This is a genomic window from Vibrio sp. 10N.286.48.F5 (assembly GCF_041469785.1).
Classification (GTDB): domain Bacteria; phylum Pseudomonadota; class Gammaproteobacteria; order Enterobacterales; family Vibrionaceae; genus Vibrio; species Vibrio crassostreae_C.
The window spans coordinates 103,610-129,122 of the sequence record NZ_JBFRLG010000034.1 but is presented as its reverse complement, the minus strand read 5'-3'; the positions used below and the strand labels follow the sequence as shown (position 1 = coordinate 129,122).

Annotated in this window: 14 protein-coding genes, 1 pseudogene and 1 other annotated feature; of the genes and pseudogenes, 7 read left to right on the top strand and 8 right to left on the bottom strand. The window is 45.9% G+C overall.

Going from position 1 to position 25,513, the window contains the following annotated elements; genetic code table 11:
- Positions 1-159 precede the first annotated feature (159 nt).
- Positions 160-537: an autonomous glycyl radical cofactor GrcA gene (gene grcA / locus AB4185_RS18595; protein ID WP_017059315.1), complete on the top strand. Its 378-nt coding sequence runs from the start codon at positions 160-162 to the stop codon at positions 535-537.
- Positions 538-614: 77 nt separating this feature from the next.
- Here the strand turns inward: grcA and thrC are convergent, their stop codons facing one another.
- The 3 genes from thrC to thrA are packed head-to-tail and all read right to left on the bottom strand — an operon-like array spanning position 615 to position 5,328.
- Entirely contained in the window at positions 615-1,898 is a 1,284-nt protein-coding gene (gene thrC, locus AB4185_RS18590; protein WP_017059314.1) for a threonine synthase, read from the bottom strand.
- Positions 1,895-2,851 (bottom strand): homoserine kinase, encoded by a 957-nt coding sequence (thrB, locus tag AB4185_RS18585; RefSeq protein ID WP_032545653.1) that lies wholly within the window; start codon positions 2,849-2,851, stop codon positions 1,895-1,897. Before thrB ends, thrC begins: the two co-directional genes overlap by 4 nt.
- 17 nt (positions 2,852-2,868) lie before the next feature.
- Complete coding sequence (gene thrA / locus AB4185_RS18580) at positions 2,869-5,328, bottom strand: bifunctional aspartate kinase/homoserine dehydrogenase I (RefSeq protein WP_017059312.1); 2,460 nt, start codon at positions 5,326-5,328, stop codon at positions 2,869-2,871.
- 29 nt (positions 5,329-5,357) lie between these two features.
- Positions 5,358-5,476 (bottom strand) — a sequence feature (Thr leader region).
- Positions 5,477-5,793: 317 nt separating this feature from the next.
- Between thrA and AB4185_RS18575 the strand changes: the two genes are divergently transcribed.
- The gene (locus tag AB4185_RS18575; protein ID WP_017070076.1) at positions 5,794-6,252 is read left to right on the top strand and encodes a hypothetical protein; all 459 of its coding nucleotides are present in this window, start codon (positions 5,794-5,796) and stop codon (positions 6,250-6,252) included.
- Between the two features lie 112 nt (positions 6,253-6,364).
- On the opposite strand, the gene AB4185_RS18570 is transcribed toward AB4185_RS18575, so the two are convergent.
- Positions 6,365-6,850 (bottom strand): putative 4-hydroxy-4-methyl-2-oxoglutarate aldolase, encoded by a 486-nt coding sequence (locus AB4185_RS18570; protein WP_017059310.1) that lies wholly within the window; start codon positions 6,848-6,850, stop codon positions 6,365-6,367.
- A 47-nt stretch (positions 6,851-6,897) separates the two neighbouring features.
- Between AB4185_RS18570 and AB4185_RS18565 the strand changes: the two are divergent.
- Positions 6,898-6,999: pseudogene (locus tag AB4185_RS18565) on the top strand (ribonuclease activity regulator protein RraA); the annotation flags it as partial.
- A 429-nt stretch (positions 7,000-7,428) separates the two neighbouring features.
- Positions 7,429-8,145, top strand: coding sequence for a two-component system response regulator ArcA (gene arcA / locus AB4185_RS18560; RefSeq protein ID WP_004741534.1), 717 nt, complete (start codon positions 7,429-7,431; stop codon positions 8,143-8,145).
- 136 nt (positions 8,146-8,281) lie between these two features.
- On the opposite strand, the gene AB4185_RS18555 is transcribed toward arcA, so the two are convergent.
- From AB4185_RS18555 to AB4185_RS18540, 4 genes are all read right to left on the bottom strand, one after another.
- Positions 8,282-8,725 (bottom strand): hypothetical protein, encoded by a 444-nt coding sequence (locus AB4185_RS18555; protein WP_017062884.1) that lies wholly within the window; start codon positions 8,723-8,725, stop codon positions 8,282-8,284.
- Between the two features lie 7 nt (positions 8,726-8,732).
- Complete coding sequence (gene arcB, locus AB4185_RS18550; RefSeq protein ID WP_017062885.1) at positions 8,733-11,102, bottom strand: aerobic respiration two-component sensor histidine kinase ArcB; 2,370 nt, start codon at positions 11,100-11,102, stop codon at positions 8,733-8,735.
- A 174-nt stretch (positions 11,103-11,276) separates the two neighbouring features.
- The gene (locus AB4185_RS18545; RefSeq protein WP_017059307.1) at positions 11,277-13,028 is read right to left on the bottom strand and encodes a diguanylate cyclase domain-containing protein; all 1,752 of its coding nucleotides are present in this window, start codon (positions 13,026-13,028) and stop codon (positions 11,277-11,279) included.
- 91 nt (positions 13,029-13,119) lie between these two features.
- A complete protein-coding gene (locus AB4185_RS18540) occupies positions 13,120-14,073 on the bottom strand; it encodes a TIGR01212 family radical SAM protein (RefSeq protein WP_017059306.1) in 954 nt (317 codons plus the stop codon).
- A gap of 529 nt (positions 14,074-14,602) precedes the next feature.
- On the opposite strand from AB4185_RS18540, the gene gltB (AB4185_RS18535) reads away from it, so the two are divergent.
- The 3 genes from gltB (AB4185_RS18535) to gltB (AB4185_RS18525) all read left to right on the top strand — a co-directional run bounded on the left by gltB (AB4185_RS18535) (position 14,603) and on the right by gltB (AB4185_RS18525) (position 25,511).
- Positions 14,603-19,150 (top strand): glutamate synthase large subunit, encoded by a 4,548-nt coding sequence (gene gltB / locus AB4185_RS18535; RefSeq protein ID WP_372135744.1) that lies wholly within the window; start codon positions 14,603-14,605, stop codon positions 19,148-19,150.
- Complete coding sequence (locus AB4185_RS18530) at positions 19,150-20,619, top strand: glutamate synthase subunit beta (protein WP_017066517.1); 1,470 nt, start codon at positions 19,150-19,152, stop codon at positions 20,617-20,619. Before gltB (AB4185_RS18535) ends, AB4185_RS18530 begins: the two co-directional genes overlap by 1 nt.
- Positions 20,620-21,047: 428 nt before the next feature.
- Positions 21,048-25,511, top strand: a complete 4,464-nt coding sequence (gene gltB, locus AB4185_RS18525; RefSeq protein ID WP_372135743.1) for a glutamate synthase large subunit — start codon at positions 21,048-21,050, stop codon at positions 25,509-25,511.
- Positions 25,512-25,513 lie beyond the last annotated feature (2 nt).

Genomic DNA, 25,513 nt, shown 5'->3' with positions numbered 1-25,513 from the left:
TACCTCAATATAATCACCTTTGTAAAAATATGGTTTTTGGTTGTTTTTTGACTTAAATCAATGTTAACCTTACTAATATTAGGTATATATTACCCAGCTCAATAAAAATCGAAAGTTAACACCATAATCAAACCACATTCAGTGGACTAGGAGATAGTTATGATCCAAGGTATTCAAATTACTAAAGCAGCAAACGATGACCTACTAAACTCAATCTGGCTACTAGATAGCGAGAAGAATGAAGCTCGTTGTGTTGTTGCTACTGCAGGTTTCGAAGCTGACCAAGTTATCTCAGCTGCAGACCTAGGCGAGTACGAAAGCCGTGAAGTTGCAATCGAAGCAGCACCACGCATCGAAGGTGGTCAACACCTAAACGTTAACGTTCTTAAGCGTGAAACGCTAGAAGACGCAGTTGCTCACCCAGAGAACTACCCACAGCTAACTATCCGTGTATCGGGTTACGCTGTACGTTTCAACTCTCTAACAACTGAACAGCAACGTGACGTTATCGCACGTACGTTCACTGAGTCTCTATAATTTTTAGAGCTTAAATTAGAATACAAAAACGGCGCTCATTGAGCGCCGTTTTTATTTGTTCGAAAAACAAATGGACGTTACGGTTGAACTCGACGAAGCACAGCTTTTAGCGCTTCAAAATCGTTATCAAGATCTTCAGACAACAATTCCATCGCCGCGTGTTTTGCTAGCGGGCCAGGCAGTTCGATATCAGAACCTAGGATGTCATCAACCACTTCTTTGAATTTCGCTGGGTGTGCTGTACACAGGAACAAGCCAGTTTCGTTCTCTTGCAGTTGCTCTTCCAGTAGACGGTAAGCAATCGCACCATGTGGTTCACATAGGTAACCTTGTGCTTTTAGGTCGCGAACTGACTCAGCGCTCTGCTCGTCAGATACTTTACCTTTGCCTAGTGTATCTAAGCCCCAACCTTTCAGTTGGCAAAGCTCTTCGATACGAGGCCAGTTGTTTGGTTGGCTTACGTCCATCGCGTTCGATGTTGTCGCAACAGTCGGTTTTGGATCCCATTGACCTGTTTCTAGGTAACGAGGAACAGTGTCATTTTCGTTAGTTGCTGCGATAAAACGCTTAACAGGTAGACCTAGCGCTTTAGCCAATAGACCAGCAGTTAGGTTACCAAAGTTACCACTTGGTACAGAGATAACGAGGTTTTCACGTTGCTCTTTAGTCAGCTGAGAAGCCGCCTCAAAGTAGTAACAGATCTGAGCCATTAAACGGCTGATGTTGATCGAGTTTGCCGAATTAAGACCGATCTCTTTACGCAGTTCAGCGTCATCAAATGAGTCTTTAACTAGAGCCTGACACGCATCAAAGTCACCATCAATCGCCACAGTGTGGATGTTCTTGCCAAGCGTACAGAACAGCTTCTCTTGCAGTGGGCTGATCTTGCCTTTCGGGTAAAGAATCACAACATTGATGTCTTCCATGCCGTAGAAAGCATGCGCAACCGCCGCACCAGTATCACCTGATGTTGCCGTTAAGATAGTGATTTGACCACCATCAGAAACAGCTGCTAAAGATTGAGCCATAAAGCGGCCACCGAAATCTTTAAACGCCAGTGTTGGACCGTGGAAAAGCTCAAGCGCGTAAACGCCGTCTTTTACTTGGTTGATTGGTGCAGGGAATTGGAACGCTGCATCCACCATTTGGTCGATCTGTTCTTTTGGTAATTCATCACCAATCAATGCTGACAGAATCTTTGAGCTACGAGGGACAAAGTCCTCTGCTAGCAGCGCATCGATATCATCAAACTTTGGCAGTTCAGATGGGAAAAATAGACCTTGATTACGGCCTAAGCCTTGACGAACGGCTTGGCCAAAAGAGACTTGTTCATCATTTTCTTTGATGTTGTACAGTTTCATAACTCACTTCCTGTAACGATCGAACCCTGCTTATCTAGGCGACAAACGTGAACGAATCCTTCTTCATTTTGTACGTAATTTTGTTCTAACCAGCGTGCAACACGCTCGGCGACATCTTGTTCTTTGCAAATGCTAAATAGAGTTGGACCACTACCAGAAATACCAGTAGCCAGTGCCCCAGCTGACAGCGCGTATTTACGAGCATCAGCAAACCCTGGAAGCAGTTTCTCACGATATGGTTCAGCGATCACGTCTTTGATCATCTTCGCCGCCAGTTCAGGTTGACCTGAATGACACGCGTGGATAAAGCCCGCTAAGTGACGACCATGAGCAATAATATCCTGACGACGATATTGAGATGGTAGGATCTCTCTCGCTTCAGCCGTTGAAACCTTAATACCCGGATAAGCCATTACCCAGTACCAGTCGTCAAAACACGGTACTTCTTGGCTGATGATGCCTAGCTCTTCAAGCATGAGCTGCACACCACCAAGGTAACATGGCGCAACGTTATCGTAGTGGATACCACCTGAAATCTTGCCTTCCATTTCACCCATCAGAGCAAGCAGTTCAGTTTCATTCAGGGGCTGACCGTGAAAACGGTTTAGCGCATCCAGTGCCGCGACGATTGAACATGCACTAGAACCCAAACCTGAACCGATAGGCATGTTCTTTTCTAGTGTCATTTCTAAAGGCTTTAGCGTAACGCCTTTTTTATCAAGCTCTCTCGAGAACACCACCCAGCAGTCGTAAACGATGTTTTCTTTTGCTTCAGTTGGCAGCTTAGAAACAAAGCTGCCTGCAGTTTTAAGTGAGAATGGTTCATCACCGGCTTTAACCATAACTCGGTCACCTAGCAGCGTGCCATCCACTGGAGACACAGCGGCCCCCAGCACATCAAACCCTACACTGACATTACCGATTGATGCAGGAGCATAAACGACAACATCCATATCACTTGAACTCATTCTTAAACTCCTAATTTCCAACCAAGAGTACGCATCACATCAGAGAATACGCCAGCAGCTGTTACTTCAGTACCCGCGCCGTAGCCACGCAGTACTAGAGGGATTGGTTGGTAGTAACGGCTGTAGAATGCTAATGCGTTCTCGCCATCTTTAATCTTGAACATTGGGTCGTCGCCATCAACAGCAGCGATACGAACCTTACACTTACCTTCAGCGATTTCACCCACATAACGAAGTACTTTACCTTCTTCTGCTGCGATAGCTGACTGCTCTTTGAAGTAAGCATCCGCTTCTGGTAGGCGAGCCATGAACTCTTCAACCGTACCTGAATCATCAAAACCCGGTGGCAGAGCTTGGTCTACTTCAACATCTTCAAGTTCAAGCGCCATGCCTGCTTCACGAGCAAGAATAAGCAACTTACGCGCCACATCCATACCAGATAGATCATCTCGAGGATCCGGTTCAGTGAAGCCGTTATCTTTTGCAATATTGGTTGCCTGGCTCAGTGTCATACCTTCATCAAGCTTGCCGAAGATGTAAGACAGTGAACCTGAAAGAATGCCGTTGAACTTCTCAAGTTCATCACCTGCAGAGATAAGGTTCTGTAGGTTTTCGATGACCGGTAGACCTGCACCTACTGTTGTCTCGTACATCAGCTTACGACGTGAGTTGCGTGCAACTTCACGAAGCTGATGGTAGTAAGCCATGCTTGCTGTGTTTGCTTTCTTGTTTGGTGTTACTACGTGGAAACCAGCCGCTAGGAAATCAGCGTACTGCGCCGCAATACCTTCGCTAGACGTACAATCAACCAATACTGGGTTGATGATGTGGTTACGTTGAACCAAAGCCGCTAAACGCGCTAGGCTGAACTCTTCAGTCGCACTCGACATACGGTCACGCCACTGCTCTAGCGGTAGACCATCGCTATCTAGCAATAAGCCTTTGCTGTTTGCTAAACCACATACGCGAATCACGATGCCTTTTTCAGCCAGTTTGCCTTGTTGACGTTGGATCTGGTCAACAAGCTCACCACCAACACCACCAACACCAACAACGAATACGTCAAGGAAGTGCTTAGAGTTAAATAGGTTCTCGTGACACGCTTTGATCGCTTCAGAGATTTTGTCTTCAGGGATAACCGCAGAGATCGCGCGTTCAGAAGAACCTTGCGCGATAGCAACGATGTTGACGTTCACTTCAGCTAAAGAAGAGAAGAATTGAGACGCCACGCCACGTGAAGTGCGCATACCGTCACCCACTAGCGTAACAATCGCGACATCGTCCATGAACTCAACAGGCTCTAATAGGCCATCTTTCAGCTCAAGTTCAAACGCATCTGATAGCACTTGCTTCGCTTTCACTTTGTCAGCCGATTCAATACAGAAGCTGATGCTGTACTCAGAAGAGGATTGAGTAATAAGGACGATAGAAACGCCTGCAGAAGACATCGCGCCGAATACACGACTCGCCATGCCTACCATGCCCTTCATACCTGGGCCTGATACGTTAACCATCGTTAGGTCACTTAGCGTAGTGATGCCTTTGATTGCTAGGTTATCTTCGCCAGTGTCTTGGCCGATCAAAGTACCTGCACCCTGTGGGTTGAAGCTGTTTTTGATCAGACAAGGAATGTGGAATTGCGCAATAGGAGCAATGGTTTTCGGGTGTAGAACCGAAGCACCAAAGTAAGAAAGCTCCATCGCCTCTTGGTAGCTAAGAGACTTGAGCAGACGAGCATCATCAACTAAGCGTGGGTCACAGTTGTAAACGCCATCGACATCAGTCCAGATTTCACAGCAATCAGCACGTAGACACGCCGCTAACACAGCCGCTGAGTAGTCAGAACCATTACGACCTAGTGTGACTAGCTCACCTTTTTCATTACCCGCAGTAAAGCCAGGCATGATGTTAACGTGACCTTTAGGAAGTGGAGATTGTTGGAAGTTCTGAGTAGAGACATCCACATCGACCATAGCTTCAAGGTGATCGCCTTTAGCGTATAGGTATTGGACAGGGTCAATCAGGCTTGCTGGTTGGCCTTTCGCTTCCAGTACCGCTTTCATTAACTGGATAGAGATTCGCTCACCTTTACTGATGATGCGAGCATTAACGTGGTTCGGGCACATACCAAGTAGGTTGATGCCATTCACGAACTGCTTTAGCTGAGCAAGAGAGGTATCCACCTGCTCTTGAAACGCGGCACCATCGATAGAAGGCACGACCGCTTTGATCTCTGCAAACAGTGTGTTAAATGAAGATTCGATCTCTGTAATCTGTGCGTCAGCTTCACCATTTTTCAGTGCAGCTTCAATAACAGCGACCAACTTATTGGTTGTTTTTCCTGGAGCCGATAGTACAACGGCTAGCTCTTCTTGCTGGGCATTATTAGCGATGATATCAGCCGCTCGTAAAAAACGATCTGCATCAGCTAATGATGAACCTCCAAACTTTAAAACGCGCATCCCTTTCTCCATAAGTCATAAAAATGGTACAAAAAAAGGCCTGTATCTTGTTGGATACAGGCCTTTTTTTTAAAATCCGTTACTTAGCAGCCTGCCCCAACAATGTTAATGTCGGTAATAATAATGGTTGTGGTCATTACTAGGTGGCTTACGTGCTGCATATCAAATTCTCTGCTTGTGCTTTACTCTACGTGTATCAATTTTTACCACTGGACGTCAATGAAAAGTTGCGTTTTTTTTACATTCGCACCGTTTTTCAGAGCAAACCGTCATTTAAGGGATAAAACACCCTGCATAAACCTTCACTTAAGATACAGGATTTACTCATTGAACAGGCAAGAGTGATCAATTGCATATATAGTCATAACAAAATGCTATATCGATTGTGCAGCGAACGTACAAGTTCTGTGCTTTAATTGAACGATAACGTTCGAAGAACAATAATAATGACATCAGGAGTGGGAAATGAAGAGATTACTTATTCTTTTGGCTTTTGCTATGCCTGTTGTTTGTTCAGCGAATAGCTTGCCTCTACTACCCAGCCAGATCGATAGTTCTTCTCATAAATTCTTTATCTCCACACAAAACGCGTCGAGTGAAAGCTTCGATACTTGGAAGATAGACAGTGGCTACTCTTATAGCTTGTTTTCAGATGTGGATCTTTACGTCGGTACACGTATCAATAGTGCGGCACTGAAACAGGAAAGTGGATTCTTGAGTGGTGTCAGTTATCAGTTCTCAGAAAGAGTCTCTTTTAACAGTTCTCTACACACCTATAAAGACGAGACCGAAGACAATGAGAAATCGGTAGCCGCAGAGGTTTCCAGCCGAGTGCAACTAACAGATAACCTAGATTTGCATGCCACCCTTGATTATGAAGAGTGGCAGCAAGGTGTTGAAGTGGGACTAGGGTTTCGCTTTTAGTCTCTTTAGCTTGTTCTTTATTAACAGATTAGTGCGGATTGAGATCCAAACTTTTAGTACATCACAAACCATTCCCCGTTCTAATCTATCAACGGCATTCAATTTGAGTCAGTTACGATTCAATTAACAGCTCAGATGAAATTAACACGCCATTCCAATCGGCATAAATATAGTCACCAGGCTGAATCAGTTGATTATGTATAGAGAGTGTCACATTCACTTGGCCGACACCGCGTTTCTCTGTTTTGAATGGCGATGCACCTAACGCCTGAACGCCAAGGTCCATTTGCGACATCATGCCTACATCACGCACCGCACCGTTTACAATCACGCCTTCCCAACCGTTTTCTATCGCGAGAATAGCGAGTTGATCGCCAAGCAGCGCCTTCTGGCATGAGCCATTTCCGTCAACGACAAGCACTTTGCCACAGCCGTCGGTCTCTAAAACCTCGCGAACCTTGGAATTATCGTGATAACAACGAACTGTTACAATTTTTCCAAAGAACGCACCACGTTGGCCGAAGTTCTGCAATGGCATGTTCAGTAGGGTGACTTCGCTTTCAAACTCATCACACAAGTCGGGTGTTATATCGTGCATATATCCTCCGTGAGTAAGGCGTTACCGGTTATGTCAGGCTAGCCTCTATGCTTTTATATGTTATTAAAATTAATCCTTTGTTTTCATTGTTCTATGCTCAATTTATTACTCAATAAAAGTTGATTGAGCATATTTATCTACTAGACTCTTAAGACAGCTTTCAGCTTCCTTGGTTCATAATCCGGTCTTTAGCAGGCAAGATGTGCGAAGCATCTCGAATAATCATTCTTGTTTTGGTGCTAAATAGTCACCATAACATTGGTTAAGTTGTAGCCATACTATTAAAGTTTGTTGCGATACGGCAATTGATGTAAATCAACAAAGTGAATGGAATTAACATTCTCGCGTTGTTAGCATGCTGTTAACATTATAGAATCCACTCCAATCACTAAAAGAATGATTGAAAGGCGTACTGGATCTACGTTATTGGGCAATACTTCAAGGAAGGCAGATAGCTGGAAGTAAGTGTTTTTTTGAAAACTTTAAGTTATCATCAAAAATACATTACCTGTATGTTATGTTTTTGCCTAGAATTTATTCTATTAGCACAGTTTCGTCACAAATTTAGGTACCGCCAAATGCAAACCCCGCAGATTCTTATCGTTGAAGATGAGCAAGTAACTCGTAACACTCTAAAGAGTATTTTTGAAGCAGAGGGATATGCTGTTTTTGAGGCTAGCGACGGTGAAGAGATGCACCAAGTGCTATCTGACAACCAAGTTAACCTTGTAATTATGGACATCAACCTTCCAGGTAAGAATGGCCTACTACTTGCGCGTGAACTACGTGAGCAAGCAAACGTAGCACTTATGTTCTTAACTGGTCGTGATAATGAAGTTGATAAGATCCTTGGCCTAGAGATCGGCGCTGATGACTACATCACTAAGCCTTTCAACCCTCGTGAACTGACTATCCGTGCACGCAACCTTCTGAACCGTTCAATGAGCACAAGCTCTGTTCAAGAAGAGAAGCGTAGCGTTGAGAAGTATGAGTTCAACGGTTGGGTACTAGATATCAACAGTCGTTCTCTGGTTAGCCCAGATGGCGAAGGCTACAAGCTACCTCGTTCAGAGTTCCGTGCTCTACTTCACTTCTGTGAGAACCCAGGTAAGATCCAAACACGTGCTGACCTTCTTAAGAAGATGACTGGCCGTGAGCTTAAGCCACACGATCGTACTGTAGACGTAACAATCCGTCGTATTCGTAAGCACTTTGAATCTGTTTCTGGTACGCCAGAAATCATCGCAACGATTCACGGTGAAGGCTACCGCTTTTGTGGTGACCTAGAAGACTAATTCGATTCGCGCCTCTTACCATTTAGCACTACTCACCAGTAAGTGTTTTGAACACTAGAAGCGTCATCAATAGTTATTAAAAAGGGAGAATGCCAACGCATTCTCCCTTTTTTATTGTTCTTAATTGGATAAGATTTTAGTAAACCGTATCCACCTTAACGTCTTTCTCTACTAACCACTTCACGGTTTCGCCATCTTTAAGTTCCACCGCCACATCAACAGGCTTGTCACTGTCGATTTCTAGCTGCCATACAAACGCGACTTCCCATTGAGTTTCACTGTGTGTTCTTAAATCAAGATCGTCAGCCGTTACCAACAAGGTGTCTGCACCCTGTTTAACCGTAACACTTTCAACCGCAAGCGTTGCTGGCAGTTGTGAGTCTGACTCTAGGTAGATAGCACCATGTAGGGTCTTATCTTGAGTCTCGCCAATCGTTGGCATCTTGTTGTGCCAAAGGTTGCTTTTCATGGTAACTGTTGCTGCAGATACTTCGACTTGATTATCTTGCTGCCATTCTACTTGTGGCGCAGAACAACCCGCTAATGCCACTACACATGCGGCGAATGCTAATTTTTTCATTATTCTTCTACCTTTGATTTAACCAACTCTTTAAAACTTCAATGTCATTCTGGTATTCGTTATTTATCTCATCAACCCAATCTGAAATGTTCTCCCACCACGCAGGCAAATCTGGAGATTGAGCTTTCTGGGCAACTTGTTGGATGCGTTTCAGACCAATAGAACCTGCAGCACCTTTAATCTTATGTGCCTCAGAAACGATACTGGCTTTATCTTTCGCGACCATGTTGGAGTTCAATATTTCCATATACTCCGGCATCATATCTTCGAACATCGCGATGCTATCCAAAACCGGTTTCGGTCCAACAATATCAACATAAGACTCTAGCATATCAATATCAAGCAAAGTGGTATCAATTTCTGAAAGAACAGGCTTACTCGCGTCGACTTTATCAATGCTCTCAACCTTATCGGTGCCCGCTACCTTCTCAATTACCTCTGGTGCATCTTCGATAAGTTCACTGATGACATCTTGGATAGCTCGAACCGACAAAGGTTTACTGATCGCTTCGTCCATGCCTTTCTGGAAGTACTCTTGCTTGTTGTTTAATACGTTCGCAGTTAACGCCACCAAAGGCGGTAGCTGGCTGTATTTCTCGCGGTAGTATTGAGCAATATCGAAACCCGTCATATCTGGCAGTTGGATATCCAACAACACCAAATCATAGTCTTCAGGATTGAAAGCAATTTGCGCCTCTTTACCCGTCATCACGACTGTCACTTCATGGCCAAGGCTTTCAAGTAGAGAGCGAGCCACTGTGATATTGAGTTCAATGTCTTCGACCATAAAGATCTTAAGATTCGACTGTTTTCTTGGCGTTTTGATCAGAGCCTGAGTATCGTGATTCACTGGAACTCGAATCGAAACCGTAAAGGTACTGCCAAAGCCCTCTTCACTGATGACTTCAATGTGGCCATCCATCATATTAATTAGCTGTTGAGAGACAGCGAGACCAATACCCGTGCCGACAGCGTGCAAGTTGTCCGTGCCCGATTTCACCTGATAGTACATCGCGAAGATCTTCTCGATTTCACTTTCAGGGATACCAATACCAGTATCTTCCACTTCCATCGTAATGTTGGCAAAGTCACCATCAATGTCGGCGCTGACTGTCATCACCACTCCACCATCTTTGGTGAACTTCATCGCGTTACTAACAAGGTTCCACAGTACCTGTCTAAGACGAGTACCATCCACCTCAACAGCAGCTGGAAGATCAGACAATCTTTCTAGATCGAACCTTAACCCTTTCTGCTCAGCCATCAACGCAGAGATACTTTCGATCTCGACAACGAAATCTTCAAAGTTAATAGGCGTAGGGAAGAGTTCAAGCTTACGGCGGTCGAACTTATCCATATCAATAATATCGTTGAAGATATTACCCAGTGTCACCGCGCTCACCTTGATGGTTTGCATCTGCTTGCGCTGTTCGGTGGTCAGTTGGCTATCAAGCAGCATGCGGCTCAAGCCAATGATGCCGTTGAGCGGCGTTCTTAACTCGTGGCTAATAGTTGAGATAAAGGTGGTCTTATCGCGGCTGGCTTTTTCTAACGACTCTTGATGCTCTTTACGTTCAGTAATATCGCGGCCAAAACCAACCAAGCCCAAGTGACGACCATCTTTGCTGTAGAAAGGCACTTTACGCAGTTCGAAGTAACTCTTGCGGCCATCTGGGTATTCAAGCCATTGGTCATAAGTCAGTGCTTGGTTGTCAGCAAATACTTTCTTATCGGTTTCAACAACTTGCTGAGCGACCTCTTTACTGTAAACATCCCAAGGAGTTAAACCAACTAGCTCTTTTTCTGTTTTACCAGTGAGCTCTTCAACCGCACGGTTACAACCAGAGAACACACCATCTTCATTACGGTAGTAAATAAGGTCAGGCGAGGCATCGATAAACGAGCGTAACAGTGCAGTACGTTCTGCGAGTTCAAGCTGAGTACGCTCGCGCTGGAACACCTCGTTTTCGAGATCTTGCATTGCTTCTGCGCGCGCTTCTTCCGCTTTTTCACGCTCTTCAATTTCTTGATTAAGCTTCTCGATATTGAGCTGCATTTTATTGTTGAGTTCTTGGTCTCGCTCACGCATGTCGCCAAGTTTAGAGACCAATTTCGCTAACCTTTGACGTGATTCTTCCAACTGGTCCACGACCACTGACAGAAAATAAACCGCCCAAGGCGTGATCACTAAACCGAAGAAAACTGAACGGACAATGTCGATGTCATCAACATTGCCTTTGAGTGCAAGGGTGATACCGACTTGCACAACAACAGCGAGGGCAACAAGCGCTAGGGCGAGTAAGATAGAAAAGCGGACAATCCCCAGTTTTACGAGTAGATCCACGTAATACTGGGCAAGATTTTTCATGGGTTTCATTTAGCGCTCCATGCGATAAGACTAGCAACATTCTACCCTGTTTGAAGATGGGAGGTAAGCTAGCTACATCACACGCAGCAAGTGTTCAGCGGTAATTTCGAAGGTTAATTAACCAATACAAATACTAACTAAGCAAAAATAGCCGGGGATAATCAAATTGCCAATTTTATAGCGTTAGCGAATTGAGTATGGATGCACCATTGAACGGTTGCGACCGTCTGATTTCGCTTGATACAACGCACTATCAGCCAAGGCAACAGCCGATTCCATTTCATCATCAGGTGTAGGAATGTAAGAGATAATACCAATACTCACCGTGATGAATTCAGAGACTGTCGACTTCTCATGCGCAAGTTCCAATTTTAGGACTTCATCATGAATACGCTGCGCCACCAGCTGAGCACCTTCGGTCGTTGTATTTGGCAGAATAAAGCCGAACTCTTCACCACCATAACGAGCCACACAATCAGATGAACGATTCAACACCTGCTTAAATGCCTGAGAAACCTGAATCAAAGCATCATCGCCTTGTTGGTGTCCGTAAAAGTCGTTGTAGCCTTTAAAGAAGTCGATATCACATAGCATGATCGTCAGTGGCAGCTTCTCACGCACATGATAATGCCACAGTGTAGAGAGCTGTTCATCGAAACGACGTCGGTTAGACACTTTAGTCAGGCTATCCATAAAGCTGAGGCGTTCAAGTTCAAGGTTGGCTTCTTCAAGCTTTTGTTCTGCTAGATAACGCTCTGTAATATCACGCGCCATGATCAACACACCATTAGTGCTCGATGCTGGATCTCTAAACGGTGATTTGACTACATCATACCAAGTAAATGTTCCATCACTTGAGACCACTTTGTCGATATAACGCAGTGATTTACTTTGATGAAGCACTTGATGATCGGTTTCTGATATTCGCGTATAGATGCTATGTGGCACCACATCTTGTAAACGTTTACCGATCAAGTCACTGACTTCAGAGATACCCAGCGCAGCCACAAATGGTTTATTACACGCTTGATAAACCATGTTTTCATTAAAGATACCAATCGAGTCTGGGCTGGCCTCCAGGAGGTTTTGCAAGATGGTGTCACGCTGCGCAAGTGCCACTTCGGTATCTTTTCGCTTCTCCATCTCGCCACGCAGTTTCTGCTGCATGTCATGCCAATCGGTCACATCATGACTAATAGAGAGCGTGCCGATGGTTTCTCCATCTTGGGAAAGCAGCACACTTTGGTAGGTTTCAAGCAAGCAGCTTTTTCCATCTTGATCTGTAGTCCAAGAGCGTTCACTTACACGACCTTTTAATACTCCACCAGAAACACTCAGGGTGCCCTCTTCAGCACGACCATGCCAAAACTTTTTAAACGAGCGATTACTCGTCACTAACTGACCTTTCTGATCTTTCACGTAGATCAGCTCAGACAAAGAATCCAAAGCGGTACGAGCAACATTCAGTTCTCGAACTTCTTGGGACAGTTCTTCGTTAGTGTTTTTATAAGGTGAGGCGTGAATCATCCAAGCCTGCTTATTTCTAAAATGGATCTTACGACCGATCAAGTTGATCTTGAACGACTCAAATTCAGAAAGCGCCCACAGGGAGACCTGCTCGAAGGCTCGAGAGTTGATGTGGTTGGTTAAGTAGTGACGAAAGCTGTTCTCGCTTTCCACAGTAGGAAAGCGAAAATTAACACCGATTTGGCGGATACCAAGCAACTGCATGGCTTGGCGATTGGCATAGAGTATTTCGCCACTTCGAACATCAACAAAGTAGAGTGGCGACGGGGTAGCAAGTAGAAGCGTTTCGATATGCGACTGATAACGAGAATAGAGATGCCAGCAGATGAGAGCAATCAGCAATACAACAACGATATAAATACCGTAGCCATACGCCCTGTCCCACAACCAAGTCATTACCAGTTCCATTTACTCTCAATCTATACCATAAAATCTGCTAGGGAAATGTTACCACTATTTATTGGTTTTATCTGCTGTTACCTACAGTCACCCATTTCTATTAATTGGCCGCGTTTAAAACAGGCAACGTGTACTCGAATGCAGAGCCCGTTTTGATGCCTTGAGCACCGGTTTTATCCAACGAACGACCTATTTCAGTCATCGCTAACCAGCGGTTCTCACACCATAAAGGAGAAAGTAAGGTTGGGCGTCTCGCCGCTGAAGAAACACGGTGATAAACCACGTCCGCAGGCGTGCGTTGAATGATCTCACTCGCGATATCGATGTACTCTTCAAGGCTTGGGGCTTCTAGCTTTCCGGCCTTCCACGCCTTAGCCATGGTACTGCCCTCTACTATATGAAGGCCGTGCAGCTTAATACCATCGGTGCCAACGGCTAATACCTTGTCTAAGGTTTCAAGGTTATCCGCTTTGGTTTCTTTTGGTAGGCCAACAATCAGATGAGTACACACCTTGATACCTAAAGCGCGTGCGCGTTGGGTGATCGTTTCATACACTGCAAAATCGTGGCCGCGGTTAATTCGCTTGAGGGTTTTATCATTGGCGGTTTGCAGGCCAAGCTCGAGCCAAATCTCATAGCCTTGTTTAACGTAGCCCGCTAACAGATCCAACACCGCATCAGGCACACAGTCTGGTCGCGTACCAACACAAAGGCCGACGATCTCTGCACCGGGTGCTTTTAGCGCCTCTTCATACATATTCTTGAGCACTTGCACCTCAGCATAAGTGCTGGTGTACGCCTGAAAGTAAGCCAGGTACTTCTTGGCACGAGCAATCTCACCCGCACGATCTTTTAGCTGGTCAGCAATACTTTGAATTTGAGTTTGTTCATCGGCAAAGGAAGCCACGTTACAAAACGTGCAACCTCCACGGCCAATTGTCCCGTCTCGGTTTGGGCAGCTGAAACCACCATGAAGCGTCAGCTTGTGAACCTTCTCGCCATAACGGCGTTGAAGGTCTTGGCCGATAGTATTGACCAACTCGTGTAATTGCATATTTTCAAAGCACTCAAGTAAATAAGAATGAATATCAGTCTTTTTTGAAAAAAAATTACATCCCTGCAAAATTCGACCAATTAGTTTACTCAAGGCTTTTTGCGAGCAACCTAACAAATATCAATAAACATGCAAAAAATCGGCTCTATTTGCCTAATGTTGCACATTTGTTAGGCATTAAATTCAAAATAAAACGAAAAAAATGGTCTACATGGGTCAACTTTCATTGCAATTCGCCTAGACAAAATTGTAGGATACTTACACATATTGGCTATTTTTGAGTATTTACTTACAACGAAAACTTGCTAATAAGTCGGTGATATCTAACTCCCACCTATATAAACCACTAGTTTGTGGTTAAAAATAAACAGGTATCACTAAGGATTGTTTTTCTCGCAATACTTTTCCTGCGAGATACGGAAAGGATTCAAACCGCCAGCATAGGCAGGTTTAGACCCATAAATATAAAAGGACAAGGCTGACTTTATACAAATAAGTTGCGCCTAGATTTAACTGGAAGGATGTATCTATGGTAGATCAAGAGCAGAACTCACAGGGTCTGTATACTCCTGAATTGGAGCATGACGCTTGTGGTATCGGTTTTGTTGCGCATCTAAAGAATCGCAAATCTCATGATGTAGTAACTCAAGCACTCGATATGCTTGCACGTATGGAACACCGTGGCGGCCAAGGCTGCGATCCGTGTTCTGGTGATGGTGCAGGTATCCTGCTACAGAAGCCGCACGAATTCTTACTAGAAGAAGCCGTAAAGCTTGGAATTAAGCTGCCATCTTTTGAAAAATATGGTGTTGGTGTTGTACTTTTCCCTAAAGATGAACACAAACGTGCACAGTGTCGTGACATTCTAGAACGCAATGCACAACGCCTTGAGTTAGAAGTTATCGGTTACCGTGAACTTCCAACGGACAATTCAATGATTGGTGCTGACCCACTAAGCACTGAACCTCAATTTGAACACGTATTTATTTCTGGCGGCCCTGGTATCACACCAGAAGAGCTTGAGCGTAAACTGTATGTTCTACGTAACTACACGGTTCGTGTATGCCTAGAAAGCGTTTCAAATATCGGTGATGACTTCTACATCAACTCTATGTCTTACAAGACATTGGTGTACAAAGGTCAGCTAACAACTGAACAAGTTCCTCAGTACTTCCTAGATCTGCAAAACCCAACCATGGTGACAGCTCTAGCACTAGTACACTCTCGCTTCTCTACCAATACATTCCCACGTTGGCGTCTAGCTCAGCCTTTCCGTTACATCGCGCACAATGGCGAAATCAATACGGTTCGCGGCAACCTGAACTGGATGAAAGCACGTGAAGCAATCCTAGAATCGGATCTGTTTACACAAGCTGAAATCGACATGCTGCTTCCTATCTGTCAGGAAGGTAGTTCGGATTCATCAAACTTCGATATGGCACTGGAACTACTTGTTCTTTCAGGTCGTACTCTGCCACACGCGTTGATGATGATGATCCCGGAAGCATGGCAAGAAAACAAAAACATGGATCCAACTCGTCGTGCGTTCTACCAGTACCACGCGAACGTAATGGAACCATGGGATGGCCCAGCATCAGTATGTTTCACCGATGGTGTTCAAGTAGGTGCAACACTTGACCGTAACGGTCTGCGTCCTTCTCGCTACACAGTAACTAAAGACGACTTCCTAGTAATGGCGTCTGAGTCTGGTGTTGTTGAGATTGCACCTGAAAACGTTGAGTACCGTGGTCGTCTACAACCAGGTCGTATCTTCGTTGCTGACCTTGAGCAAGGCCGCATCATTTCTGATGAAGAAGTGAAAGACAGCATTGCTAAAGCACAACCTTACGAAAAGTGGGTTGAAGAGAACCTTCTGAGCCTGAAAAAGCTACCGGATGCGAGCAACGAATTTAGCCAACCTTCTCCAGAGAAACTACTACACAAACAACAATCGTTTGGCGTGAGTTCTGAAGAAGTAAACGAAATCATTCTACCTCTTGCGAAAACAGGCTACGAGCCACTTTCTGCAATGGGTGCTGACTGGCCGCTAGCGATTCTTTCTCACCAATCGCAGCACCTTTCAAACTACTTCAAACAGTTGTTTGCACAAGTAACTAACCCGCCGATCGACCCGATTCGTGAGCGCATGGTTATGTCTCTGAACACTTACCTAGGTAAAGACCAGAACTTACTTGCTGAAACACCTGAGCACTGTCAAAAAGTAGAACTTGAGTCTCCAGTACTGTCTAACTCTGAGTTAGAAAAACTGCGTGCAATCGATAACGAGCACCTTCAGGCGAAGACGCTGGATATCGTATTCCAAGCAAATGGCGACCAAGGTAAGTTAGAGCGCGCACTTAAGCGTATCTGCCAATACGCAGAAGACGCAGTGATTGATGGCTACTCTATCATCCTACTGACAGACCGTGCGGTTAACTCTAACCATGCCGCTATTCCTGCAATGCTGGCGGTTGGCGCGGTTCACCACCACCTAATCCGTAAAGGTCTACGTGCTAAGTGTGACATCGTTGTTGAAACGGGCGACGCTCGTGAGACACACCACTTTGCAACGCTTATCGGTTATGGTGCAAACGCAGTTAACCCATACCTAGTTATTGAAACGATTGTTGAACTGCAACGCACTAAGAAGCTAGATCCAAACATACACCCACGTGAGTTATTCGATAACTACCGTAAAGGTGTTAACGGCGGTCTACTTAAGATCTTCTCTAAGATGGGGATCTCTACGCTGCAGTCTTACCACGGTGCACAAATCTTTGAAGCACTTGGTGTTAGCAAATCAGTGGTTGAAAAATACTTCACCGGTACTGTTTCTCGTATCCAAGGTCTAACGATCGACGATATCGCGCGAGAAGTATTGGTTCGTCACCGTGTTGGTTACCCAGCTCGTGAAATTCCAGCTCAGATCCTTGATGTTGGTGGTGTTTACCAGTGGAAACAACGTGGTGAGAAACACTTATTCAACCCAGAAACGATTTCTCTACTTCAAGAATCGACGCGTAACAAAGATTACGGTCAGTTCAAGAAGTACGCAAAAGCAGTTGATGACCAAGGCGACAACGCAGCAACGCTACGTAGCCAACTGGACTTCATCAAGAACCCTGCAGGCTCTATTCCTCTAGCAGAAGTAGAACCAATCGAGAACATTCTTAAGCGTTTCGCAACCGGCGCAATGAGCTTTGGTTCAATCTCGCATGAGGCTCACTCAACACTGGCTGTTGCGATGAACCGCATTGGCGCGAAATCAAACTCAGGTGAAGGTGGTGAAGATCCAGCACGTTTCGAACGTAAAGAAAACGGCGACTGGGAACGTTCAGCAATCAAACAGGTGGCTTCTGGTCGCTTTGGTGTAACGTCTTACTACCTATCTAACGCTGATGAGCTACAAATCAAGATGGCTCAAGGTGCGAAACCGGGCGAAGGTGGTCAACTACCTGGTGATAAGGTTGATGACTGGATCGGCGCAACGCGTCACTCGACTCCGGGCGTAGGTCTTATCTCGCCACCGCCACACCACGATATCTACTCAATCGAAGATTTGGCTCAGCTGATCTACGATCTGAAAAACGCGAACCGTAACGGTCGTGTCAACGTGAAGCTAGTATCAGAAGCTGGCGTAGGTACGATTGCATCGGGTGTAGCGAAAGCGAAAGCTGACGTGGTACTTATCGCAGGTTTTGATGGTGGTACGGGTGCATCTCCGATGTCTTCTATCCGTCATACCGGTCTGCCTTGGGAGCTGGGTCTAGCGGAAACGCACCAAACACTACTGAAAAACGGCCTACGTAACCGTATCGTTGTTCAATCTGATGGTCAGATGAAAACACCACGTGATCTTGCAGTAGCAACGTTACTTGGCGCTGAAGAATGGGGCGTAGCAACAGCAGCTCTAGTGGTTGAAGGCTGTATCATGATGCGTAAGTGTCACAAGAATACATGTCCTGTTGGTATCGCTACACAGAACAAGACTCTGCGTGAACGTTTCGACGGCCGCGTAGAAGACGTAGTCACTTTCTTCCAATACATGGCTGAAGGTCTGCGTGAAGTAATGGCTGAACTTGGCTTCCGCTCTATCGATGAGATGGTTGGTCAATCGCACAAACTTAAAGTTCGTGATGACATCGGCCACTGGAAGTACAAGAACCTAGATCTAACACCTGTACTGCACATTGAGCAGGCACGTGAAGAAGATGGTATCTACAACCAGACACAACAAAACCACAACCTAGAAGACGTTCTAGACCGCAAGTTGATTCAAGCTGCGATTCCAGCTCTTGAGAAAGGCGAAGCCGTGAATGCAAGCTTCCCTATCATCAACACGGACCGCTCTGCAGGTACCATGCTGTCGAACGAAATCTCGAAGGTTTACAAAGACCAAGGTTTACCACAACCAATGAACGTTAAGTTCCACGGTAGTGCTGGCCAATCTTTCGGTGCGTTCCTTGCGAAAGGCGTTAAGTTCGAAGTAGAAGGCGACGCGAACGATTACTGGGGTAAAGGTCTGTCTGGCGGTACTTTGGTACTGTACCCAGATGCGAAATCGACTATCGTTGCTGAAGACAACATCGTGGTAGGTAACGTATGTTTCTACGGTGCGACTTCAGGTGAGTCTTTCATTCGCGGTATGGCTGGCGAACGTTTCTGTGTTCGTAACTCTGGTGCTAAGGTTGTTGTTGAAGGCGTTGGTGACCACGGTTGTGAATACATGACTGGCGGTGTTGCGATTATCCTTGGCTCAACAGGTCGTAACTTTGCTGCGGGCATGAGTGGCGGTGTGGCTTATGTATGGGATAAAGCGGGTGACTTCGAAACCAAGCTGAACTCTGAACTTGTAGACCTAGATCCAATTGAACAAGAAGATAAAGATCTTCTACTAGATATGCTAACGAAGCATGTTGAATTCACAGGAAGTGAAGTTGCTCAGTCTTTCCTAGACAACTTTGAAGCAAGTGTTGCATCGCTAGTTAAAGTAATGCCACGCGACTACAAAGCGGTTCTTGAAAAGCGTAAAGCTGAAGCACAACAGGCACAAACGGAAGAAGTGGAGGCAGTATAATGGGTAAGCCTACTGGATTTTTAGAACACGGTCGTGAGCTTCCAAAGAAGCTCGACCCGTCAGTTCGAATTGAAGACAACAAAGAGTTCGTACTTAACGAAGAGTTTGGTGAAAAGATCAATACTCAAGCCTCTCGTTGTATGGACTGTGGCGTACCTTTCTGTCACAACGGCTGTCCGATTGGTAACATCATCCCAGAATTCAATGATGCGGTTTACCGTGACAGCTGGGAAGAGGCTTGGAATATCCTAAGCTCTACCAACAACTTCCCTGAGTTTACCGGTCGTGTTTGTCCTGCTCCTTGTGAAAGTGCCTGTGTTCTTGGTATCAACCAAGACCCAATCACTATCTGTAATATCGAGAAAACGATTGTCGAAACTGCGTACCGTGAAGGGTACGCAAAACCTAAAACACCACGCTCTCGCACAGGTAAAACTGTCGCAGTTATCGGTTCAGGTCCTGCTGGCCTAGCCGCAGCTGAGCAGCTAAACAGCGCTGGTCACTCGGTAACGGTATTTGAACGTGACGAGAAAGTCGGTGGTCTACTTCGCTTCGGTATCCCAGACTTCAAACTGGGTATGGACGTGATTGATCGTAAGATCAACCTAATGGCTGAAGCGGGCGTTGAGTTTAAAGTTAACCAACACATCGGTGTTGATGTTAACGCTCAGCAGCTACGCCAAGAGTTTGATGTGGTATTGCTAACGGGTGGTTCTACGGTTCCACGTGACTTGCCAATCCCTGGTCGTGAGTTGAAAGGCGTTCACTTTGCCATGGAATTCCTTGGTCAAAACAACCGCCGTGCTAACAACCTAGATCTTAAAACAGAAGAGATTCACGCTAAAGATAAGCACGTTGTGGTTATCGGTGGTGGTGATACTGGTTCTGACTGTGTGGGCACATCAAACCGTCATAAGGCAGCGAGCATTACTCAGGTTGAGATCATGCCGATCCCACCAGAGAAGCGCCCTGCAAACATGCCTTGGCCTCAATACCCAATGATCATGAAAACCACCACTTCTCACGAAGAAGGTTGTGAACGTCACTGGAACATCTTAACCAAAGAGTTCATCGGTAACGAGCAAGGTCAAGTGACGGGTCTACGTATTGCTGACATCGTTTGGCAAGATGCGAAACCAGGTGAGCGTCCAGGCTTTGATGAAGTCGCGAACTCTGAACGTGTTATTCCTTGTGACATGGCATTCCTAGCAATGGGCTTCTTACACCCGGAGCCAACCGGCGTGCTTGCTCAACTAGACATTAAACTGGACGAGCGCGGTAACGTCGCTTCTGAAGGTTTTGCAACGAACCAGAAAGGCGTTTTCGCTGCTGGTGATATGCGTACTGGTCAATCTCTAGTTGTACGTTGTATTAATGAAGGTCGTGAATGTGCAATTGCGATTGATGACTTCTTAATGGGTAACTCAAACTTAGAAGCGAAAGCTGATTCACTCATGCTTTCCGCATAATATTTCTCGGGCTAACGTCAATTACGTTAGCCTAGAGGAAAAGCAATACCCTTCCTAACTTTTATATTTGGCTAGCACTCGATGCTAGCCTTTTTTCTATCTGGCCTTTGGCGTTTTCAAAATCATCCTGTTGTATATGTTAAATCTCGTTAACATTCACCTTATATATCTCATTGATATCCATCGACTATTTTAGATTATTAAGTGGCTAATCGCGTTTATGCATGATAATTAACCATGAACTTGACCTTAAACACAATTAGCTATACGTTGTAAAGCTGATGAAAATAAAATCAATCGGTTTTGTTAACACAACCAATAACGTTTTAACTGGCTAAAGCAAACTATCAGTTTATAAAAAACAACAAGTATATGAATAGTTAGTCATTTACTGTCTGGATGACAGAGAAGCAAAAGGGAGAATTGCAATGGCTCTATATGATCCTAGTCTTGAAAAAGACAACTGTGGATTTGGTTTAATAGCGCAAATGGAAGGCCAACCTAGTCATAAGTTGGTAAGAACTGCTATTTCAGCCCTCGATCGCATGACACACCGTGGTGGTATCGCTGCGGATGGTAAAACCGGGGATGGCTGTGGCTTATTACTACAGAAGCCTGACTCTTATCTCAGAATTATTGCTGAAGAGAATAACTTCAAGCTCGGCAAGCAATACGCTGTCGGCATGATTTTCTTCAGCCAAGATCCAATTAAAGCGCAATCCGCGCAAGACATCGTCAATAAAGAGCTCGCTCAAGAGACCTTAACGGTTGCAGGTTGGCGCGTAGTACCGACCAACACCGACGTATTAGGTCCGATTGCCAAAGATTCAGTTCCCAATATTCAGCAAGTGTTTATCTCGGCCCCCGCGGGTTGGCGTGAACGCGATATTGAACGACGCCTTTATATCGCTCGTCGCAGAATTGAAAAACAGATCACCGAAGACAAAGATTTCTATATTTGTAGCCTTTCGACACAAGTCATGGTTTACAAAGGTCTGTGTATGCCGGCCGATCTTCCGCGATTTTACCTCGATCTTGCAGACTTACGCATGGAATCGGCGATATGTCTGTTCCACCAGCGTTTCTCAACCAATACTCAGCCACGTTGGCCACTGGCTCAACCATTCCGCTATTTAGCGCACAATGGTGAGATCAATACCATTGAAGGTAACCGTCAGTGGGCTAAGGCTCGTGCCTATAAATTCTCTTCGCCGTTGCTGCCAGACTTACAAACCGCCGCACCCTTTGTGAATGAGACAGGCTCAGATTCATCAAGCCTAGATAACATGCTCGACCTGTTCCTTGCCGGTGGTATGGATGTGTTCCGAGCGATGCGCATGCTTGTGCCGCCCGCTTGGCAAAACCACCCAGATATGGACCCAGATCTACGTGCATTCTACGACTTCAACTCAAAGCACATGGAACCGTGGGATGGTCCTGCTGGTATCGTACTTTCTGATGGTCGTTACGCTGCGTGTAACCTCGATAGAAATGGCCTGCGTCCTGCGCGTTATGTCATCACCAAAGACAACCTGATCACCTTGGCATCTGAGGTCGGTATCTGGAACTACGCGCCAGATGAAGTGGCAGAGAAAGGGCGTGTCGGCCCGGGCGAACTGTTGGTAATAGATACTCGCCGCGGCAAGCTATGGCAATCTAACGAGATCGACAATGACCTTAAAGGTCGCCATCCTTATAAAGAGTGGATGGAAAAGAACGTTCACAAACTCACACCGTTTTCCGATCTGCCCGATGAGCAAGTCGGTAAGCGCAGCTTTGACGATGACACGCTCAAGACCTACCAAAAACAGTTTGCGATGAGCAACGAAGAGTCCGACCAAGTGCTGCGTGTGCTTGGTGATATGGGGCAAGAAGCAGTAGGCTCAATGGGCGACGACACGCCAATGGCTGTGCTCTCTTCAAAAGAACGCTTGGTCACTGATTACTTCCGTCAAAAGTTTGCACAAGTCACCAACCCACCGATTGATCCATTGCGTGAAAAACACGTGATGTCTTTGGCGACCAGTATTGGGAAAGAGATGAACGTGTTCTGTGAAACAGACGGTCACGCCTATCGTGTCACGTTTGATTCACCAGTACTGCTTTACTCAGACATGCAGCAGCTTCTGCAGTTGAGTCAAAAACATTATCGTCATGTCATTCTCAGCATGCACTACGACCCGAATAACCAAGATCTAGAACAAGCAATCAAAGCAGTATGTGATAGCGCCGAACAAGAAGTCAGCGAAGGTGCGGTTTTAGTTGTGCTGTCGGACAAAGGTTTAGAGAAAGGAAAACTACCGATCCCTGCAGCCATGTTGGTTGGTGCGGTGCAAACAAGGCTTGCTGATACCAACCTGCGTTGTGATGCCAACATCGTTGTTGAGACAGCAACTGCGCGCGACCCACACCAATTTGCTGTGCTGCTTGGCTTCGGTGCAACCGCGGTTTACCCATACCTCGCTTATGAAGCGTTAGGTAAAATGTTGGATGATGGCTCTTTAGATAAAGATTATCGTGCCGCAATGCAAAATTACCAAAACGGCATCAACAAAGGTCTGTACAAGATCATGTCGAAGATGGGAATTTCAACCATTGCCTCTTATCGCTGTTCACAGCTTTTCGAAGCCGTTGGCCTTCATTCCGATGTTGTTGAGCTCTGTTTCCGCGGAGTTACCACTCGAATCCAAGGCGCAAGCTTTAGCGATTTCCAACAAGATATCTATAACTTATCGCGTAAAGCCTGGACTAAGCGTAAGCCAATCGAGCACGGTGGTTTACTCAAATACGTACACGGCGGCGAATATCACGCCTATAACCCTGATGTGGTTGGCACTCTGCAAACTGCAGTAAAAACAGGTGAGACATCGGATTATCTCTCTTTTGCTAAGCAAGTAAATGCTCGTCCAGCTGCGATGTTACGCGACTTAATGAGCCTCAAAAAAGCAGCTCAGCCTCTACCACTAGAGCAAGTCGAGCCTAACAGCGATCTGTTTAAACGCTTCGACTCTGCGGCAATGTCGATCGGTGCTTTGAGCCCAGAAGCGCATGAAGCATTAGCAATGGCGATGAACCGCTTGGGTGGTTACTCAAACTCTGGTGAAGGTGGTGAAGACCCTCGACGCTTTGGTACTGACCGTAACTCTCGTATCAAGCAGATAGCTTCCGGTCGTTTTGGTGTGACGCCACATTACTTAACCAATGCGGATGTTTTGCAGATCAAGGTCGCGCAAGGTGCGAAGCCTGGAGAAGGTGGTCAACTGCCCGGCCATAAAGTTACCGCAGAAATCGCTAAGCTGAGATATTCAGTTCAAGGGGTGACACTGATCTCCCCTCCTCCACATCACGATATTTATTCTATCGAGGATCTAGCGCAGCTGATTTTCGACCTTAAACAAGTGAACCCTAAAGCCTTGGTTTCAGTAAAGTTAGTATCGGAACCGGGTGTAGGCACGATTGCAACTGGTGTAGCGAAAGCCTATGCCGATCTGATCACCATTTCTGGCTACGATGGCGGTACCGCGGCAAGCCCTCTAACCTCGGTAAAATACGCAGGTTGCCCTTGGGAGCTTGGCTTAGCAGAAACTCAACAAGCACTGGTTGCTAACGGGCTTCGTCATAAGATCCGCCTGCAAGTCGATGGTGGTTTAAAAACTGGCCTTGATGTGATTAAAGGTGCGATTCTCGGTGCAGAAAGCTTTGGTTTTGGTACCGCGCCAATGGTCGCAATGGGTTGTAAGTTCTTACGAATTTGTCACCTAAACAACTGTGCGACGGGTGTTGCGACTCAAGATGAAACACTACGCCGCGAATACTTCAAAGGCCTGCCAGACATGGTGGTGAACTACTTTACAGGCCTAGCCGATGAAGTTCGCCAATACCTTGCAGAACTCGGCGTAGAAAAACTCACGGACCTGATTGGTCGTACTGACTTACTTGAAGCCGTTCAAGGCCTCACCGCGAAACAGAACAAGCTCGATCTCTCTTCAATACTCGAAGCTCCGGTATCTCCAGAAGGTCACCCTCTGTTTTGGACCGAGCCAAACGCACCATTTGATAAGGCTCAGCTCAACCAGCAGATCCTTGATGATGCACTCGATGCGATTGAGAAACGTCAATCCACCAGCCTTTACTACAACGTAATCAACACCGATCGCTCGGTTGGCGCTCGTATCTCTGGCGAAATCGCGAAACGCTACGGTAACCAAGGCATGGCGGGCTCACCAATTAAGTTGTACCTCGATGGTACAGCAGGCCAATCTTTTGCGGTTTGGAACGCAGGCGGCGTCGAGTTATACCTAACAGGCGATGCCAATGACTATGTTGGCAAAGGCATGGCTGGCGGCAAAGTGGTTATCAAGCCTCACCAAGGCACCGCATTTACTTGTAACGAAGCGACCATCATAGGCAACACCTGTCTGTATGGCGCAACCGGAGGCAAGCTATTTGCAGCTGGTACTGCGGGCGAGCGATTTGGTGTACGTAACTCAGGCACGGTTGCCGTGATTGAAGGTGCGGGTGACAACGCCTGTGAATACATGACAGGCGGTATTGTTGCCATTCTTGGCGCAACTGGCGTCAACTTCGGCGCCGGTATGACAGGTGGTTTTGCTTATGTCATGGATAAGAATGAAGACTTCCAAGGCCGAGTAAATAACGAGTCGGTCGAGGCACTTTCTCTGTCTGATCTATTTATCCACCAAGAACATCTGCGTGGCTTAATTGCAGAACACTTAGAAGAGACTGGCTCAGTACACGCTGAAGCTATTCTGGCGAACTTTGATGAATGGATTCCGAAGTTCTACCTAGTGAAGCCAAAGACGGCGGATCTTAACACCTTGCTCGGTCACCAAAGCCGCAGCTCTGCTGAACTTCGTGTTCAAGCGCAATAATT

What these genes read in the sequence shown, in the direction of transcription:
- grcA (WP_017059315.1), top strand. Translation starts at nt 160, where the DNA reads ATGATCCAAGGTATTCAAATTACTAAAGCAGCAAACGATGACCTACTA.
- AB4185_RS18570 (WP_017059310.1), bottom strand. Translation starts at nt 6,850, where the DNA reads ATGCACGATATAACACCCGACTTGTGTGATGAGTTTGAAAGCGAAGTC.
- gltB (WP_372135744.1), top strand. Translation starts at nt 14,603, where the DNA reads ATGGTAGATCAAGAGCAGAACTCACAGGGTCTGTATACTCCTGAATTG.
- AB4185_RS18545 (WP_017059307.1), bottom strand. Translation starts at nt 13,028, where the DNA reads ATGGAACTGGTAATGACTTGGTTGTGGGACAGGGCGTATGGCTACGGT.
- thrB (WP_032545653.1), bottom strand. Translation starts at nt 2,851, where the DNA reads ATGGATGTTGTCGTTTATGCTCCTGCATCAATCGGTAATGTCAGTGTA.
- arcA (WP_004741534.1), top strand. Translation starts at nt 7,429, where the DNA reads ATGCAAACCCCGCAGATTCTTATCGTTGAAGATGAGCAAGTAACTCGT.
- thrC (WP_017059314.1), bottom strand. Translation starts at nt 1,898, where the DNA reads ATGAAACTGTACAACATCAAAGAAAATGATGAACAAGTCTCTTTTGGC.
- AB4185_RS18555 (WP_017062884.1), bottom strand. Translation starts at nt 8,725, where the DNA reads ATGAAAAAATTAGCATTCGCCGCATGTGTAGTGGCATTAGCGGGTTGT.
- AB4185_RS18540 (WP_017059306.1), bottom strand. Translation starts at nt 14,073, where the DNA reads ATGCAATTACACGAGTTGGTCAATACTATCGGCCAAGACCTTCAACGC.
- AB4185_RS18530 (WP_017066517.1), top strand. Translation starts at nt 19,150, where the DNA reads ATGGGTAAGCCTACTGGATTTTTAGAACACGGTCGTGAGCTTCCAAAG.
- arcB (WP_017062885.1), bottom strand. Translation starts at nt 11,102, where the DNA reads ATGAAACCCATGAAAAATCTTGCCCAGTATTACGTGGATCTACTCGTA.
- AB4185_RS18575 (WP_017070076.1), top strand. Translation starts at nt 5,794, where the DNA reads ATGAAGAGATTACTTATTCTTTTGGCTTTTGCTATGCCTGTTGTTTGT.
- thrA (WP_017059312.1), bottom strand. Translation starts at nt 5,328, where the DNA reads ATGCGCGTTTTAAAGTTTGGAGGTTCATCATTAGCTGATGCAGATCGT.
- gltB (WP_372135743.1), top strand. Translation starts at nt 21,048, where the DNA reads ATGGCTCTATATGATCCTAGTCTTGAAAAAGACAACTGTGGATTTGGT.